Origin of the sequence: Streptomyces sp. NPDC001027, assembly GCF_040299045.1 — a bacterium.
Classification (GTDB): Bacteria; Actinomycetota; Actinomycetes; order Streptomycetales; family Streptomycetaceae; genus Streptomyces.
On record NZ_JBEPBI010000003.1, the window covers coordinates 112,425 to 126,332 of the forward strand.

At 74.2% G+C, this 13,908-nt stretch carries 10 protein-coding genes; 4 read left to right on the forward strand and 6 right to left on the reverse strand.

Translation table 11 applies throughout. The features are described 5' to 3' along the window. Positions 1-3: 3 nt before the first annotated feature. Positions 4-1,053: a Zn-dependent alcohol dehydrogenase gene (locus tag ABT300_RS02330; protein WP_351670889.1), complete on the forward strand. Its 1,050-nt coding sequence runs from the start codon at positions 4-6 to the stop codon at positions 1,051-1,053. 86 nt (positions 1,054-1,139) lie between these two features. Beyond that, entirely contained in the window at positions 1,140-2,456 is a 1,317-nt protein-coding gene (locus ABT300_RS02335) for an MFS transporter (RefSeq protein ID WP_351670891.1), read from the forward strand. Between the two features lie 64 nt (positions 2,457-2,520). Here ABT300_RS02335 and ABT300_RS02340 read toward each other — a convergent pair whose 3' ends face one another. Beyond that, on the reverse strand, positions 2,521-3,537 hold the full coding sequence (locus ABT300_RS02340; RefSeq protein ID WP_351670894.1) for a GlxA family transcriptional regulator: 1,017 nt from the start codon (positions 3,535-3,537) through the stop codon (positions 2,521-2,523). A 167-nt stretch (positions 3,538-3,704) separates the two neighbouring features. On the opposite strand from ABT300_RS02340, the gene ABT300_RS02345 reads away from it, so the two are divergent. Further along, entirely contained in the window at positions 3,705-4,991 is a 1,287-nt protein-coding gene (locus ABT300_RS02345) for an MFS transporter (RefSeq protein ID WP_351671007.1), read from the forward strand. A gap of 201 nt (positions 4,992-5,192) precedes the next feature. Next, a complete protein-coding gene (locus ABT300_RS02350) occupies positions 5,193-6,758 on the forward strand; it encodes a multicopper oxidase family protein (protein ID WP_351670897.1) in 1,566 nt (521 codons plus the stop codon). 79 nt (positions 6,759-6,837) lie between these two features. Here ABT300_RS02350 and ABT300_RS02355 read toward each other — a convergent pair whose 3' ends face one another. The 5 genes from ABT300_RS02355 to ABT300_RS02375 all read right to left on the reverse strand — a co-directional run bounded on the left by ABT300_RS02355 (position 6,838) and on the right by ABT300_RS02375 (position 13,737). After that, positions 6,838-7,431, reverse strand: coding sequence for a flavin reductase family protein (locus tag ABT300_RS02355; protein ID WP_351670900.1), 594 nt, complete (start codon positions 7,429-7,431; stop codon positions 6,838-6,840). Positions 7,432-7,523: 92 nt separating this feature from the next. After that, on the reverse strand, positions 7,524-8,315 hold the full coding sequence (locus tag ABT300_RS02360; protein ID WP_351670903.1) for an enoyl-CoA hydratase/isomerase family protein: 792 nt from the start codon (positions 8,313-8,315) through the stop codon (positions 7,524-7,526). Positions 8,316-8,418: 103 nt separating this feature from the next. Further along, positions 8,419-10,644 (reverse strand): acetate--CoA ligase family protein, encoded by a 2,226-nt coding sequence (locus ABT300_RS02365; protein ID WP_351670906.1) that lies wholly within the window; start codon positions 10,642-10,644, stop codon positions 8,419-8,421. Positions 10,645-10,828: 184 nt separating this feature from the next. Next, positions 10,829-12,301, reverse strand: a complete 1,473-nt coding sequence (locus ABT300_RS02370; RefSeq protein WP_351671010.1) for a flavin monoamine oxidase family protein — start codon at positions 12,299-12,301, stop codon at positions 10,829-10,831. Positions 12,302-12,546: 245 nt separating this feature from the next. Next, positions 12,547-13,737 carry a flavin-containing monooxygenase gene (locus ABT300_RS02375; RefSeq protein WP_351670909.1) on the reverse strand — a complete coding sequence of 397 codons (1,191 nt, stop codon included), beginning with the start codon at positions 13,735-13,737 and terminating at the stop codon, positions 12,547-12,549. Between the last annotated feature and the right edge of the window lie 171 nt (positions 13,738-13,908).

The following is a 13,908-nucleotide window of genomic DNA, read 5'->3' on the forward strand; positions in this document are numbered from 1 at the left end:
GTGATGCGAGGCGTGGTGTTCGACGGGAAGCGGGTCGAGGTCGTCGACGACCTGGAGGTGCGGGACCCGGGGCCGGGGGAGGTGCTCGTCGCGGTCGCCGCGGCGGGGCTGTGCCACAGCGACCTGTCGGTCGTCGACGGGACGATCCCCTTCCCGGCGCCCGTCGTCCTCGGCCACGAGGGCGCCGGCGTGGTCGCGGCGGTGGGCGCCGGGGTCACGCACGTCGTGCCCGGTGACCATGTCGCGCTGTCCACACTCGCCAACTGCGGCGCCTGCGCGGAGTGCGACCGGGGCCGCCCCACGATGTGCCGGAAGGCCATCGGGCGGCCCGGGAGACCGTTCACGCGCGCGGGACGCCCCCTCTTCCAGTTCGCGGCCAACTCCGCCTTCGCCGAACGGACGGTGGTCAAGGCCGTGCAGGCGGTGCCGATCCCGAAGGACGTCCCGCTGACGTCCGCCGCACTGATCGGGTGCGGGGTGCTGACCGGCGTCGGGGCCGTGCTGAACCGCGCGCGCGTGGGCCACGGCGAGAGCGTCGTCGTCATCGGGACGGGCGGGATCGGGCTCAACGTGCTGCAGGGCGCGCGGATCGCGGGCGCGCTGCGGATCGTCGCCGTCGACGCGAACCCGGCGAAGGAGGCGGCGGCCCGGCAGTTCGGGGCCACGCACTTCCTGACCTCGGCCGACGGCGTGCGGGAGGTGCTGCCGACGGGCGCGGACCACGTCTTCGAATGCGTCGGCCGGGTCGAGCTGATCCGGACGGCCGTCGACCTGCTCGACCGGCACGGGCAGGCGGTGCTGCTCGGGGTGCCGCCGGCGGCGGCCGAGGCGTCCTTCCGCGTCTCCTCGCTGTTCCTGGACAAGTCGATCCTGGGCTGCCGCTACGGCGCCTCGCGCCCCCAGCGCGACGTCGCCCTGTACGCGGAGCTGTACCGCGAGGGCCGGCTGCTGCTCGACGAACTCGTCACCCGGACCTACCCGGTCGAGGACTTCGAGAAGGCCGCGACCGACGCCGAGAAGGGCCGAGTGGCCCGAGGCGTGCTGACGTTCTGACGAGCGGCGGGGCCGGGGGCGCGGGTTGTCCACAGGCTGCGGAAAAAGTCCGGGGCGCTGTCGGCGCCGGCCTCTACGGTCGTCCCATGAGCTACCGCGATGTCGCCTCCCGGCAGGTACTGGTCTGGGCCTGCACCGCCGTCGGCGCCCGCATGCCGGTGGCCATGGCCCCGCTCGCCCTGGTGTTCCTGGTGCGCGAACGCCCCGGCGGCTACTCGCTGGGCGCGGCCCTCGCGGCGGCCTACGTCATCGGTGAGATCGTGGGCGCTCCCGTGCTCGGGCTGCGGCTGCGCCCCGACCGGGCCCGCCGGCACCTGGCCGGGGGGCTGCTCTGCGGCGCCGTCGGCTTCGCGGGACCGGGGGCGGCGCCGGACGCGCATCCGGCGGTGCTGTGCGGTTTCGCGGTTCTGGCCGGGGCCGCTCCCGCCGCCGCCACGGGAGCTCTGCGCACCCTGCTCACCGCCCTCGTGCCGGAGCGCGCGGCGGCCCAGGCGCTGTCGGTGGAGTCGATGCTGATGGCCGGGGTCTGGGCCGTGTCCCCGGCAGCCGTCGCCGGTCTGGCCCTCGGCGTGGCGCCGCGTGTCCCCTTGCTGTTGGCCGCCGCGTTGATGGCGTCCTCGGTCGCGGGTCTGTGGCTGCTTCCGGCCGCCTGGGGCGGACAGAGCGGCACGGGGAGCGGCCGGGCGGGCGGGATGCCGCTGCTGCGGGTGCTGACCGGCGTCTGGCCGGTGTACGTCACGGGCGCGGCGAGCCTCGCCCTGCTCGGGCTGGCCGAACTCGTGCTGCCGGCCCTGCTCGAGCAGCGCGGCATCGGCGTGGGCTGGTCCGGCCCGCTGCTGACCGGCATGGCGGTGGGCGGGGGTGTCGGCGGCTTCGTCCACGGCCTGCGGGTCTGGCCAGGGCTGCTGCGCACCCGCAGCGTGGCGCTGATGGCCGGGGTGTCGGTCTGTGTGACGACGGCCGCGCTGTCGCCGTCCGCCGTGGCGATCGCCGCGGCGCTGGTGGTGGGGGGCACGCTCCAGTCGGGTGCGATGCTCACCCGCAACCTGTCGCTGCGCGACGCCCTGCCGCCCCACGCCCTGGCCGCCGGATACTCGGTCATGTACGCCGCCGCGGGCGCGGGTTACGCGGCGACGGGCTCGCTGGCCGGCGGGCTGCTGCAGACGGTCGCGCCGTCCACGGCGATGCTGGCGGGGGTTGGGCTGACCCTGGCGCTCACCGCGGTCGGCTGGTGGGGCGAGGCCCGTGCGGCCGCACGTCCGCCGCGGGACGCCGACCGGGTCGCGGCCTCCGCCGACGCGGCGGGCACGGCTCCCGCGCAAGGTTCCGCGCCGGCTCCCGCGCCGGGTTCCGTCGCCGGGGTGGAGGGCATGGGGGCGCGGGGCGTCGAGGGCCGCGGGTAGCTCGGGGCGCGGAGCGGCGCGGGCGGCGGCCGAGGGGGCCGGGAGGCGGCCGGGGGGACCGGGCTCAGTGCACGGCGTCGGTCCGGGTGGCGTCGGCGGTGTGGAAGGTGCGGCGGTAGGCGGTCGGGGTGACGCCGAGCGCCGCCTGGAGATGCTGGCGCATCGACTGGGCGGTGCCGAAACCGGCGTCCCGGGCGATCCGGTCGACGGACAGGTCGCTGGACTCCAGCAGGTGCCGGGCGCGTTCGACCCGCTGCTGGGTGAGCCACTGGCCGGGGCTGATGCCGACCTCCTCGCGGAAGCGGCGGGTGAACGTGCGCACCGACATGGCCTCCCGTTCGGCCATGTCGCGCAGCTGGATCGGCTCGTGCAGGCGGCCGAGAGCCCAGGCGCGGGCGGCGGTCGTGGTCGCCTGCTGCGGGTCGGGCACCGGCCGTGCGATGTACTGGGCCTGACCGCCGTCGCGGTGCGGCGGCACGACGGTGCGGCGGGCCACGTCGTTGGCGACGGCGGTGCCGTGGTCGCGGCGGACCATGTGCAGGCACAGGTCGACGCCGGCGGCGACGCCGGCCGAGGTGAGCACGTCGCCGTCGTCGACGAACAGCACGTCCGGATCGACCCTGATCTGCGGGAAGAGCCGCTGGAGGTGTTCGGCGTCGGCCCAGTGCGTGGTCGCGGGGCGCCCGTCGAGGTAGCCGGCCGCGGCCAGCACGTACACGCCCGTGCAGATGGAGGCGAGCCGGGCGCCGGGCCTGATGTGGGCGAGGGCGGCGGCGAGTTCGGGGGTGAGGACGCCCTCCTCGAAGACCGGGCCGAGCTCGTAGCTGGCCGGGACGATCACGGTGTCGGCGGTGGCCAGCGCCTCGGGACCGTGCTCGACCATGATCGCGAAGTCGGCGTCCGTCTCGACGGGGCCGGGCGGGCGCACGGAGCAGGTGACGACCTCGTACAGCAGCCGTCCGAGGGCGTCCCTGGGGCGGCCGAAGATGCGGTGCGGGATGCCCAGTTCGAAGGGCAGCAGTCCGTCCAGGGCGAGGACGACGACGCGATGGGGACGGGGGGCGTGCTCGAGGGGACCCATGGCCCGATCCTAACGAACGCTGTCCTTCGGGCCACTCGTCCGTCCCGCCCGGATGCCCGAGGCTCGGTGGCGTGCCTCAGTCGACCGAGACCCGGGAATCCGCCGGGGAACAGCAGCCCGTGTCCGACCGCGCCCCCGGCCGCAGGTCCGGCCCCGTGTTCGGCCGCATGTCCGGTCGCGTGTCCGGCCGTCGCCGCGGCCGGATCCACCGCGCCTGGTTCGTCGCCGCCGTCACCTTCGTCACGATCATCGGCGCGGCGGCCTTCCGCTCGCTGCCCGGGCTGCTCATCGACCCGCTGCACGCCGAGTTCGGCTGGTCGCGCGGCACGATCGGCGCGGCGGTCTCGATCAACCTGGCGCTGTACGGCCTCACCGCCCCGTTCGCGGCCGCCCTGATGGACCGGTTCGGCATCCGCCGGGTCGTCGCCGCGGCGCTGACCCTGATCTCGGCCGGCTCGCTGCTGACGGTGTGGATGACGGCGGCCTGGCAGCTGCTGCTGTACTGGGGCCTGCTGGTCGGGCTCGGCTCGGGGTCGATGGCGCTGGCCTTCGCCGCGACCGTCACCAACCGCTGGTTCACCGAACGCCGGGGACTGGTCACCGGCATCCTGACCGCCGCCTCCGCCTCCGGACAGCTGATCTTCCTGCCGGCGCTGTCCTGGACCGTCACCCGCTACGAGTGGCGCCCGGCGGCCGTCACGGTCGCGCTGGCCGCGCTCACCGTCGTCCCCTTCGTGTGGCTGCTGCTGCGCGACCACCCGGCCGACGTGGGCCAGAAGCCTTACGGCGCGCAGGAGTTCACGCCGAAGCCGCCGCCGGTGCGGGGCGCGGCCCGGCGCACGCTGCGGGTGCTGGCCTCGGCGGTGCGCACCGGCCCGTTCTGGCTGCTGGCCGGCACCTTCGCGATCTGCGGCGCCTCGACGAACGGCCTGGTGCAGACCCACTTCGTGCCTGCCGCGCACGACCACGGCATGCCGGTGACGGCGGCCGCCTCGCTGCTGGCCGTGATCGGCGTCTTCGACGTGGTCGGCACGATCGCCTCCGGCTGGTTCACGGACCGCTTCGAGCCGCGCCGGCTGCTGGCGGTCTACTACGCGCTGCGCGGCTTGTCGCTGCTGTTCCTCCCGATGCTGCTGGCCCCGTCCGTGCATCCGCCGATGGTGTTCTTCATCGTCTTCTACGGCCTCGACTGGGTCGCCACCGTGCCGCCCACCCTCGCCCTGTGCCGCGAGCACTACGGCGAGGACAGCGCCATCGTCTTCGGCTGGGTGCTGGCCTCCCACCAGCTGGGCGCGGCCCTGGTGGCCTTCCTGGGCGGTGCGGCGCGGGACGCCTTCGGCTCGTACGACGTCGTCTGGTACGGGTCGGGCGCGCTGTGCGCGGCGGCGGCGCTGATGGCCCTCGTGATCCGTCGCCGACCGGCCCCGGCGGCCCTCGCGCCCGCGACGGCCTGAGCGCACGGGTGACGGCCCGGGCGCACGGACGACGGCCCGGGCGTATGGGCCCCGGCCCGGGCGTACGGGCGTCCGCGTCGGGTCGCCCGCGCTGCGCAACCGCTCCCGGACGGACACTCCGCGTACTGTGTGACTACATTCAGTGATGGGTGGCGGGGCTGCTGAGCTCGTCCCGCCGTCCGCTGTCCGTGGAGGCGATTGATGACGTCGTTGGCCCGTCGTGACGTGCTGAAGTGCCTGCCGGTCGTGGCCGGCGCGGCCGTGACCGGGACGGCCCTGACCGGGACGGCGGCGGCCCGCGCGGTCCCGTCGCGCGCGGACGCGCGGCCGGCGGCCGACGCCGGGTTCCCGCAGCCGGAGTCGCGCCGGGCGGACCCGGACACGGGACGGCTGGTCACCGGGCTGACCGTCGCGTTCACCGAGCTGGCGGTCCCCGGCGCGGGCAGTGTGCTCACCCGCACCTACGAGGGGTCGGTCCCGGGGCCGACGCTGCGGGTGCGGCCCGGCGAGACCCTGGACATCACGCAGGTCAACGCGCTGCCGCCGAACGCCGAGGCGAGGCTGGCGGGGCATGAGGACATGAACGTCCCGCATCGCTTCAACACCTTCAACCTGCACACCCACGGCATGCACGTGGACCCTTCGGGCGAGGCGGACAACGTCTTCCGCGCCTTCGAACCGGCGGACGCTCCGGGGATGACGACCGCGTACCGCAGCGTCGTCGACGTCCCGCAGGACCATCCGGCGGGGACCTTCTGGTACCACCCCCACCTGCACGGATCCACCGCGAGCCAGCTGCTGAGCGGGATGGCGGGCGTGCTCGTCGTCGAGGGGGACGTGGACGAGGTCCCCGAGATCGCCGCGGCCAAGGAGGTCGTCGTCTGCGTCAGCGAGCTCAAGCTGTCCGGCGGACGGGTGCCGGATCTGACCTCGCACGGCGTCTGGGACGACATCACCTCGACGTTCCTGGTCAACGGGGCGAAGAACCCGGTCCTGACCATCGCCCCGGGCGAGATCCAGCGCTGGCGGATCGTCAACGCGGGAGCTCTCACCGCCCACTTCCTCAGCGTGGCCGGCCAGGAGGTGCACCAGATCGCCTGTGACGGCGTCACCTTCATGAAACCGGTCGCCGCCACCGGGGTGACGCTGCCCATGGGCGGACGGGTGGACCTGCTGGTCCGCGGCGGCAGGCCCGGCACCTACAAGGTGACCGGCGGGGGGCCCTCGCAGCACCTGCTGACGCTCGTCGTCACCGGCGCCCCCCGCAAGATGTCGCTGCCGGCCGCCCTGCCGGGCCGGCCCACCGAACTGCCCGAGCCGACCCGCACCCGGAGGCTGATCTTCCGCAGCTACGAGAGGGTCTTCCCAGGCGCCTTCCCGAACGCCTACCGGATCCTGGGCGACGGTGAGACGCCGCCCGCCGACGCCCGGGCCGGCCGTGACGACTCCGCCTGGGGCCGCCTCTCCGCCGACTACGTCAACCAGCGCGTCCGGCTGGGCGAGGTCGAGGAGTGGACGATCGTCAACGACTCCCACGCCCACAGCCATCACCCCTTCCACCTGCACACCAACCACTTCCTCCTCACGGCCGTCGACAACCGGAGGCTGGCCACCCCGGTCTGGCACGACACCGTCGCCGTCCCGCCGAACGGTTCGATCACCTTCCGGCTGCGGGCCGAGGACTTCACCGGACGCTCGATGCTGCACTGCCATCAGCTCCAGCACGGCGACGAGGGCATGATGCAGATCGTCGAGTACGTGCGCTGAGCGACCGCGCGCGGGCGGGCAGTGCGCCGGCCGGGCCGCACGCCAGCGGGCAGTGCATCGGTCGGCCGCACGCCCGCGGTCAGCTGAACCGGCCCCGGTGGAACAGCAGGGGCGCCTCGTCCGCGCCGTCGGCCGTGCCGAGGGCGTTCACCCGGCCGACGACGATGAGGTGGTCGCCGCCCGTGTGCACCGCGTGGATCGTGCAGTCGATCCACGCGAGGGCGCCGGCGAGGCGGGGAGCGCCCGAGACCGGCGCCGGATCGTGGTCGACGCCGGCGAACTTGTCCGTGCCGCTCGCCGCGAAGGCGCGGCACAGCGCCTGCTGTCCCGCGCCGAGGACGTTGACGCAGAAGACGCCCGCGCGGGCGATCCGCGGCCAGGTCGTGGACGTCCGGCCGACCATGAAGGCGACCAGGGGCGGGTCGAGGGAGAGCGAGGAGAACGACTGGCAGGCGAAGCCGGCGGGGGCGCCGTCCTCGTCGGCGGCCGGCGCCGTCACGATCGTCACGCCCGAGGCGAAGCTCCCGAGCACACGGCGGAACTCGCCCGCGTCCACCGGCGCCCGCTCGTCCTCCCGGACACAGCGCAGCTCGGGCCGCGGCAGCGGTTCGACCGGCCGGCCCTCCGCCCGCAGATACCGCACGGCCGCGGCCGCCATTCCCGCATGTCCCATCACATCCCCATTGAAGCTGACGATTCGTCAGATAGGAAGGGGTGTGCGAGTCCCGGGCGTGCAGGCGCCGGGGCCCCTCCCGGTCAGCGGCGTCAGCGGCCCCGGAAGGCCGCCGCGCGGCGTTCCGCGAAGCTGCGCACGCCCTCCTGGGCGTCCGCCGTCGTCATGTTGATCTCCTGGGCGGCGGCCTCCGCGGCGAAGGCGGTCGCGCGGTCGGCGTCGAGGGAGGCGTTGACGAGCTGTTTGGTCAGGGCCAGGGCGCGGGTCGGGCCGGCGGCCAGCCGGGCCGCCCACTCACGGGCCGTCTTGTCCAGCTCGCCGTCCGGGACCACCCGGTTGACCAGGCCGAGGCGTTCCGCGTCGGCCGCGGTGAGCGCGTCGCCGAAGAACATCAGCTCCTTGGCCCGTTGCGGGCCCACCAGGCGGGGGAGCAGATAGGCGCCGCCGCCGTCGGGGACCAGGCCGCGGCGGACGAACACCTCGATGAACCGGGCCGATTCGGCGGCCAGCACCAGATCGCAGGCGAGCGCGAGGTGCGCGCCGAGACCGGCCGCCGTGCCGTTCACGGCCGCGACGACCGGCTTCTCGCAGTCCAGCACCGCGGCGATCAGGCGCTGGGCGCCCACCCGGAGGGTGCGGGCCACGTCCCCGGCGACCCGCTCGCCCGCCGTCGCCCCGCCCCGCAGGTCCGCCCCCGCGCAGAACCCGCGGCCCGTGCCGGTGAGGACCACCGCCCGCACCTCCGGGTCGGCGGACGCCCCCGCGAGCAGCGCGATCAGTCGGTCGCGCTGCTCCGGGGCGAGGGCGTTGAGCGCCTCGGGGCGGTTGAGGGTGAGGCGGGCGACGTGGTCGTCCGTCGTGCTCAGGATCGAGGGGGCGGGCATGCGCGTCCTCCGTTTCGGCTGGGGCGGACCGCCGGGGGACGGCCCCGGCCCTCGTCCCGGCGCCGACCGTGACGGGCCTCGGGCCTCGGCGGCGCGACGGATCTCACCGGCACACCGCCAGCGCGTCCAGCGCCACCGCGCCCTGCCCGCACGGCAGCACCACCAGCGGGTTGATGTCGAGCTCGGCGAGGTCGCCGCCGAGCTCCAGGGCCATGCGCTGCACCCGCAGCACGACCTCGACCAGAGCGTCCACGTCCGCAGGCGGGCGGCCGCGGACGCCGTCCAGCAGCGCCCGTCCGCGCAGGTCGTCCAGCATCGCGCGGGCCTGGTCCTCGCCGAACGGCGGCACCCGCACGGCGGCGTCCCGCAGGACCTCCACCAGCACCCCGCCGAGGCCGACCGTCACCGTCGGGCCGAACAGCTCGTCGTGGGTGACGCCGACCACCGTCTCCACGCCCCGCTCGACCATCTGGCACACCAGGACCCCGTCCAGCGAGACGCCCTCGTAGCGGGCGATGTCGGTCAGCTCGCGGTAGGCGTCGCGGACCTGGCTCGCCGAGGTCAGGCCGATCTTCACCAGGCCCAGCTCGGTCTTGTGGGCGATCTGCGCGCCGGACGCCTTCATCACCACCGGGTAGCCGACCAGCCCCGCGGCCCGCACGGCCGCCGCCGCGCTCGTCACCAGCTGCTCGCGCGGGACCCGGATGCCGTACGCGCGCAGGAGCTGCTTCGCCGCGTGCTCGCTCAGCTGCTGCCCGGGTCGCATCAGCAGCTGCGCCTTGCGGTAGGACGGCGACAGGGTGCGGGGGGCCTCGTCGAAGGGCGAGCGGTAGTCGCTCACGAAACGGTGGTGCCGCAGATGGGCGCGGACGGCCGTGATGCAGTTGGCCAGGGTGCGGAAGGTCGCCACCCGGGAGGACCCGAGCAGCACGTCGCGGTAGGCCGGTTCGGTGCCCACCGGGGATCCCCAGACCACGCACACCAGCTTGTCCGTGTGCTCGGCCGCGTCCACCAGATCCCGTACGAGACGGTCGCTCAGCGGAGGGAAGGGGCCGGTGATCGGGCAGATCAGGACGCCCACCCCGGGGTCGTCGAGAATCGCGTCGATGATCTTCCGGCCGCGTTCGTCGCCGACCGGATGGCCGCCGTTGTCGACCGGGTTGGCCACGTTCAGGTACTCGGGGATCCACTGGTGCAGCTCGGCCTGCTTCGCGGCCGACAGGGCGGGCAGTTCGAGGCCGGCCGCCGTGGCCAGGTCGGCCGCGTGGGCGCCGGTGCCGCCCGAGATGGAGTAGATCGCCACGCCGGACGCCCTCGGCGGCCGGGCGCGCGCCAGCAGGGCGGCCGTGTCCTGGAGTTCGTCCAGGCCGTCGACGCGGATCACGCCGTACTGCCGCATCGCCGCGTCGACGACCTCGTCCGCGCCGGTCAGCTTCCCGGTGTGGGTGGCGGCGGTGCGGGCTCCGGCCTGGGTGCGGCCCACCTTGACCGCGACGACCGGCACCCCGCGCCGGGCGGCGCGGTCGGCGGCGAGGAGGAAGGAACGGCCGTCCTTCAGGCCCTCCACGTAGCAGGCGATCGCACCGACCTCGGGGCGTTCGGCGAAGTAGGAGACGAAGTCCGCGGTCTCCAGGTCGGCCTCGTTGCCGGTCGGCGCCCAGTGGGAGAGGCGCACGCCCAGCTCCTGCAGCGCGAAGACCGGGCGGCCCTGGTGTCCGGACTGGGTGATGAGCGCGATCGACGGTCCGGTGAGATCGTCGCGGAACCGCTCGAAGGCGTTGAGGTTGGTGTTCGGGCCGAGAAGGCGGATGCCGGAGCGCTCCACGGCCGCCGCCAGACGCTCCTGCTCGGCCGCGCCCGCCTCGCCCGTCTCCGCAAAGCCGGAGGCGAAGACGACGGCGAACTTCACCTTCGTCTCCGCGAGCCCCTCGATCACCGGCGCCGGGTCGGCGACCAGCAGGACGGCCAGATCGACCTGTTCGGGCAGCTCGGCGACGGAAGGGAAGCAGGGGATGCCGAAGACGGCGGCCCGGGTGGGGTGCACCGGATGCAGCCGGGCCCCCACCCGCTCGGCCCAGGCCACCAGTTGCCGGGTGACACCGGTGTTCGGGCGGCCTTCGGCGTCCGAGGCGCCGACGACCGCGACCGACTCCGGCCGGAAGAACCGGTCCAGGTCGGGGACGTCCGCGTACAGCGGACGGCCGCTGACGTCGAGATCGTCCGCCTGGGCCGGCCGGCCGTGGACCGCGGGCCCGGGTTGCTCGCCGCACGCGATGACCCGGGCCCGGCGGGAGTCGGTGGTGAGGGTGCCGTGGGTTGATCCAAGCATCGGTCCGCCCGCTCCTGTGTGACTGCCATGGGTGACTGTCGAGTAACTGACGCTCTGTCAGGTTACATTCCTGACGGACCGTCAGGAATGGTCGTGCACACAGTCGTCCACACCGAAACGAACGGAGACGGCCGGACCGGGCCGTCTCCGCCGTGCAGTCCGCGCCCCACGCGGGTCCTCCCGGCTACAGGGCCGCCAGCACCTCCTTGGCCACCCGCTCGCCCGACCGCACCGCACCGTCCATGAACCCCATCCAGTGGACGGAGGTCTCCGTGCCGGCCCAGTGGACGCCGCCGACGGGCCGGCGCAGGGCCGGGCCGTACTGGGTCAGCACGCCGGGCGCGCCGATGGAGACGGGGCCGCCGCGGGAGTAGGCCTCGTTGTTCCAGCGTTGCAGGACGAAGGAGGTGGGGGAGGCCGCTTTCGCGCCGAAGTACGTCACGTAGTCCTTCAGGACCGCGGCCTTGACCTCGGCCTCGCTCGCCGCGTCCAGCTTGCGGGCCTCGTCGGCCTCGATGAAGCCCATCAGCGCGCCGTACGAGGCGTCCGGCGGGGAGTTGTCGAAGGTCGAGCTGATCACGCCGGTGTCGCTGACCACCTGGCCGTTGAGGCCGTCCGCCCGCCAGAAGGGGGTGTCGTAGATCGCGATCGCCTTGCCCACCGAGGCCATCGGGAGGCGCTGGGTGAGCTGGTCGCGGTCGGCGGGCAGCAGCGGGTCGTACGTGATGCGCGCGGCGAGCGGCGGCGGCACGGCGACGATGACGCGCTTGGCGGTGACGGTGAGACCGTCGGCCGTGACGACGTACTTGCCGCCGGACCGGCTGATCGTGCGCACGGGCGCGTTCAGCGCCACCCGGTCGCCGAGCGTCGCCGCGAGCTTGACCGGCACCAGCTGGGAGCCGCCGACGAAACGCAGCTCCTGGGCGCCGTTCGCGGTCTCGGTGAGGCGCTCGAGGGTGCCGGGGGTCGACTCGTTCCCGGCGGCGGCGATGTAGAAGAGCACGAAGAGCAGCGAGAGTTCGCGGGGCTCGGCCGAGAAGATCGACGTGCAGGCCACGTCCAGCAGGAACTTGGCCGACGGGACGACGGCGTTGGCGCGCAGCCAGCTCTCGAAGGTCTGCCGGTCCCATTCCTCGGCCTTGGCCGCGGTCCAGGGCGCGTCGACCGGCACCGTCTTGGCCATGTCGTCCAGCGAGGCCTGCACGATCGCCGCGTTGGCGAGGCCCGCGACGTCGACCGGCGGGACCGAGCCGAGCGGGCCGTCCGTGGCGTACGGGGTCTTCTTGCCGTCCTTGTAGAGCAGGTTCTTGCCGGTGTTGTACGTGGGGAAGGTGGCCACGCCCAGGGAGTCGGCGAGCGCCTTGATGCGGTCCTGGGTCGGGCCGATGAACTCGCCGCCGCCCTCGGTCACCCCGCCGTTCGCCAGGGGCAGGTTGACCACCCGGCCGCCGACGCGGTCGCGGGCCTCCAGGACGACGACCGTGCGGCCCGCGGCCACCAGGTCGCGGGCCGCGGTGAGGCCGGCCAGTCCGGCGCCGACGATCGCGACGTCGACGTCGCGGGTGGCCGCTGCGGCCGGACCGCCGGCGGTCGCGGTGAGAGCGGTCGCGCCGGCGGCCACGGCGGCGGTGCGGCCGAGCAGGGAGCGGCGGGACATTCTTCGGGTCGGCTGGCTTTCACTTGCCACGTGCGGCCTCCGTCGAGCTTCGGGAGCGAGAGGGGGTGGAACCTGAAAGGTGAACAGGTCTCACATTCTGGCTCCGCGAGAGGGCGCGCGACAACGCTCTCGCCACATCTGGCACAGGTGTAACGAGCAGGCGATTCAAGGAAGTTACCGACGGTTACGGCGAGTGCGCAGAGCTACCGGCTCCGGCGGCGGAATCACTCGCTCCGGCGGAGGAGTCATCGGCTCCGGCGGCGCACCGCCTTCGCGATCCGCTCCGCGTCGAGCGCCAGTTCGCGGAGCGTGCCGCTGATGGGGGTGGTGTAGCCGGTGAAGAACAGGCCGGGGGCGTCCTTCGGGGTCCGGGGGCCGTGGGCCACGGGTCTGCCCTGGTCGTCGAGCACGCCGAGGTGGCCGACCAGGCCCTCCAGGGCGCGGACGTACCCGGTGGCCGCGACGACGGCGTCCGGGGAGATCCGGGAGCCGTCGCCGAGCAGCACCTCGCCGCCGTCCGCGAAGCCCTCCACGGCGGCCACGATCTCCACCCGCCCCTTGCGCACGGCGTCGATCAGGCCGACGTCCTGCACCGGGATCGCGCCCTGCCGGGCCCGGGTGTACAGGCCGGTGTCGGGGCGCGGCAGCCCGTGCGCGGACAGGTCGGGAATGCTCGCCTTCGCCATCGCCCGGGAGATCCGGTCGACGAGGGCGACCGGGAGCCGGCGGATCATGATGCCGCTGTACTGGGCGGCCCAGCCGGCGGTCGACCGGCGCACGATGTGCGGGACCGTGCGCACCGCCAGCCGCACCCGTCCCGCGCCGTTCTCCACCAGGTCGACGGCGATCTCCGCGCCGGTGTTGCCCACGCCGACGACGAGGACGTCCCGGCCGGCGTACTCCTTGCCGCTGCGGTAGTCGGCGGCGTGCGTCAGGTCGCCCGGGAACGCCTCGCGGCCGGGCCACTGGGGCAGGTGCGGGGTGTGGTTGTAGCCGGTGGCGACGACGACCGCCGAGCCGACGAGCTCACGCCCGCCGGTGGCGCGCAGCAGCCAGCCGTCCCCGTCGGGGGTGCGCTCGACGCGGGAGACCTCGACGCCGGTGACGATCTCCAGCTCATGGACCTCGGCGTACTTCTCGAGGTAGCGCACCAGGTCGTCGCGGGCCACCCACCGCCCGAAACGGCGGGGTATCGCCAGCCCGGGCAGGGCCGAGAGGCGCCGGGTGGTGTGCAGATGCAGCCGGTCGTAGTGGCGCCGCCAGGACGCGCCCACCCCGTCGGCCTTCTCCACGACGACGGCCCGTATGCCCTGGGCACGCAGCGCGTACGCGGTGGCGAGTCCGCCGGGGCCGCCGCCGATGACGTAGACGGGCCGGTCGGCCGGGTTCGCGGCAGTGATCGCCTGGGGAGCCGGGCGCGGTGCGGAGTCTTCCATGAGCGCGAGAGTAATCACATATGTCGTTGATGGGTCTCGGTCAAGACCGGAATTGGTTGCGGATCGATCACGGGTGAGGGAGATGTGGGTGGAGTCGGTGACGTACCCCACTCGCTTGTGCGCGAACGGAAAGGAACGCGGCATCCCTCGGCCGTCCCGCGGTCGTCGCTT